We start from the raw sequence: 3103 nt of genomic DNA on the forward strand, positions 1-3103 counted from the left end.
CCCCCCCCCCGGGCGCCCGGGGGGGGGCCGGAGAGCGCTTTGTGCGGAGAATTACTGCGGCATCGCTTCCCGCGGGATGATCGCCCCGCGATACTGGATCACCGTGCTGGCGGTCAGGTGTCCGCGTCTGGCGGCGGATTCGGCATCGCCGCCGGTCAGGCGAACGGCCAGGTAGCCGGCGCTGAAGGAGTCTCCGGCGGCGGTGGTATCCACCACCTTCTCTTTGGCCAGCCTGACGGCCGGCACTTCCCGCAGCGGTTGCCCGCTAACCGAGACCAGGCAGGCATCCGCGCCGCGCTTCACCACCACCTCTTCCACGCCGGCGGCGTGCGTGCGGGCGATCACCTCAGCAACCGGTTTTTCTCCCCACAGCGCGTCTTCATCATCGAGGGTCAGAAACGCGATATCGGTGCAGGCGAGCATCTCCTGATAGACCTGCTGCGTTTCCGCCTGGCTGGCCCACAGGCGCGGACGATAGTTGTTGTCGAAGATCACCTTGCCACCGTTGGCGCGGCACTCACGCAGCAGCGTGAACAGCTTGTCGCGGCTGGCCGGGCTGAGAATGGCGAGACTGATGCCGCTCAGATAGAGATAGTCGAAAGTGGCCAGCTCTTCGCAAATCGCCGCCGCGCGATCGCTCTCCAGCCAGAACTTTGCCGCCGCCTCGTTGCGCCAGTAGTAGAAGGTGCGCTCGCCGGTGTCATCGGTTTCAATGTAATACAGTCCCGGCAGGCGGTCGGCCATCCGCTGGATAAGATCGGTGTTGACGTTTTCCTGTTGCCAGCTGTCGAGCATCTGCTGGCTGAACGCATCGGTTCCCAGGGCGGTGACGTAGTGGACGCTCAATGCGCTGGCATCCGTCTGCCGCGCGATATAGACCGAGGTGTTTAAGGTATCGCCGCCAAAGCCGCGGTTAACGGCCCCGTTTTTCTCTGACAGCTCAATCATGCATTCGCCAATAACGGCAATTTTTTTAGACATAGCCAGAACCTGCAATGGAATCGATATAAGCGCTAGTGTGCGCTGCGCTGTTTTGCTGGTCAATCATATTAAAACATCGTTCCATTATTTTTTTGACCTGACGCGCGTAATGTGACGAAAAGCGCATTTCCAGGATAAACGCCGCTTTTTGACTATATTCAGGACTGACGTGATGCAAAAGGAGCGGAGTAGGGATGAGCAGAACCCGTAAAACGTTGGTTATCATCACAGGAACGATACTATTGCTGATCGTTCTTTTCTTTATCGTGCTGGCCACCTTTGACTGGAACCGGCTGAAGCCGACGATCAATCAGAAAGTGTCCGCCGAACTTAACCGCCCGTTCGCCATCCGCGGCGATCTCGGCGTGGTCTGGGAGCGGCAGCCGGACGAGCGCGGCTGGCGCAGCTGGATCCCGTGGCCCCACGTACACGCGGAGGATATCGTGCTGGGCAACCCGCCGGCCATTCCCCAGGTGACCATGATCCATCTGCCGCGGGTGGAGGCGACCCTTGCCCCGCTGGCGCTGCTGAGCAAAACGGTGTACCTGCCGTGGATCAAGCTGGAGCAGCCCGACGTACGGTTGATCCGCCTTGCGGAAGACAACAATAACTGGACCTTTCAGCTGGCGGGCGATAAGCGTACTTCGGGCGACAGCGCGCCCTCCAGCTGGTCCTTTCGCCTCGATAATATTCTCTTTGATCGCGGGACTATCGCCATTGACGACAAGATCACCCGCAGCGATATCACCATCCTCGTCGATCCCCTCGGCAAACCGCTGCCGTTCAGCGAAGTGACCGGCACAAAGGATCGCCATAGCGCGGCGAAACCAGGCGACTATGTCTTTGGTCTGTCGCTGAAGGGCCGCTACAAGGGCCAGCCGGTCACCGGCAACGGGAAAATCGGCGGCATGCTGGCCCTGCGCAGCGCAAGCGCCCCCTTCCCATTGCAGGGCGACTTCCACTCCGGTAACACCCGGGTAGCGTTCAGCGGCACGGTCAGCGACCCGCTCAACGTCGGCGGCATTGACCTGCGGCTAAAATTCGCCGGCGACTCGCTGCGCGATCTCTACGACCTGACCGGCGTGCTGCTGCCGGAGACGCCGTCATTCTCCACCGACGGCCGCCTGCGCGCCGACTTTACGCAAAAAAACCGCATGCGCTTTAACTATCAGAATTTTAACGGCCGAATCGGCGATAGCGACATTCATGGCTCCCTGTCCTACACCACCGGCAAGCCGCGGCCGAAACTCAGCGGCGATATGGAGTCGAAGCAGCTGCGTCTGGCGGACCTCGGGCCATTAATCGGCGTCGATTCCGGCAAAGGGACGAAGAAAAGCGCTTCGCGCCAGGCGGGGGACCGGCCGCAGCCGGCGGGTAAAGTGCTGCCGGCGGACCGCTTTGAAACCGACAAGTGGCAGGTGATGGATGCCGATGTGCGCTTTAAGGGCCGGAGAATTGAGCACGGCGGCACCCTGCCGATCAGCGATCTGTCGACCCATGTGATTCTGGAGGATGGTGACCTGCGCCTGCAGCCGGTGCGCTTTGGCCTGGCCAACGGGTCGATTGCCGGCAGCGTACACCTGCAGGGCGATAAAAAGCCGCTGCAGGGTGAGGCCAATCTGCAGGCGCGACGCCTGAAGCTGAAGGCGCTGATGCCAAACGTCGAGATGATGCAGAAAACCCTCGGCGAGATGAATGGCGACGTCCAGCTGCGCGGCAGCGGCAACTCGGTGGCGGCCCTGCTCGGCAACAGCAACGGTAACCTGAAGCTGCTGATGAACGACGGACTGATCAGTCGCAACCTGATGGAAATCCTCGGTCTTAACGTCGGTAACTACCTGATCGGCCAGATTTTTGGCGATGAGGAGGTTCGGGTAAACTGCGCTGCGGCCAATATCGACGTAACCAATGGCGTCGCCCGGCCGCAGATTTTTGCCTTCGATACAGAAAACGCGCTGATCAATGTGACCGGGACCGCCAGCTTCGCCTCCGAGCAGCTGGACCTGACCATCGATCCGGAAAGCAAAGGCTTTCGGGTGATCACCCTGCGTTCCCCGCTGTATGTCCGGGGCACCTTTAAATCGCCGCAGGCGGGGGTGAAGGCCGGGCCGCTGATTGTCCG

2 protein-coding genes are annotated in these 3103 nt (G+C 60.8%); one reads left to right on the forward strand and one right to left on the reverse strand.

Going from position 1 to position 3103, the window contains the following annotated elements; genetic code table 11:
* Positions 1–51: 51 nt before the first annotated feature.
* Complete coding sequence (locus HMPREF9538_RS22090) at positions 52–981, reverse strand: sugar kinase (protein ID WP_002921434.1); 930 nt, start codon at positions 979–981, stop codon at positions 52–54.
* Between the two features lie 194 nt (positions 982–1175).
* Between HMPREF9538_RS22090 and HMPREF9538_RS22080 the strand changes: the two genes are divergently transcribed.
* Positions 1176–3103 (forward strand): AsmA family protein (locus HMPREF9538_RS22080; RefSeq protein WP_009484219.1); only part of this gene is annotated, 1928 nt, incomplete at its 3' end.

The sequence above is a fragment of the Klebsiella sp. MS 92-3 genome (genome assembly GCF_000195655.1).
In the GTDB taxonomy this organism is placed as follows: Bacteria; Pseudomonadota; Gammaproteobacteria; order Enterobacterales; family Enterobacteriaceae; genus Klebsiella; species Klebsiella pneumoniae.

Bases quoted from the DNA above. Each gene is read 5' to 3' on its own strand.
- HMPREF9538_RS22090 (WP_002921434.1), bottom strand. From the start codon at position 981: ATGTCTAAAAAAATTGCCGTTATTGGCGAATGCATGATTGAGCTGTCA.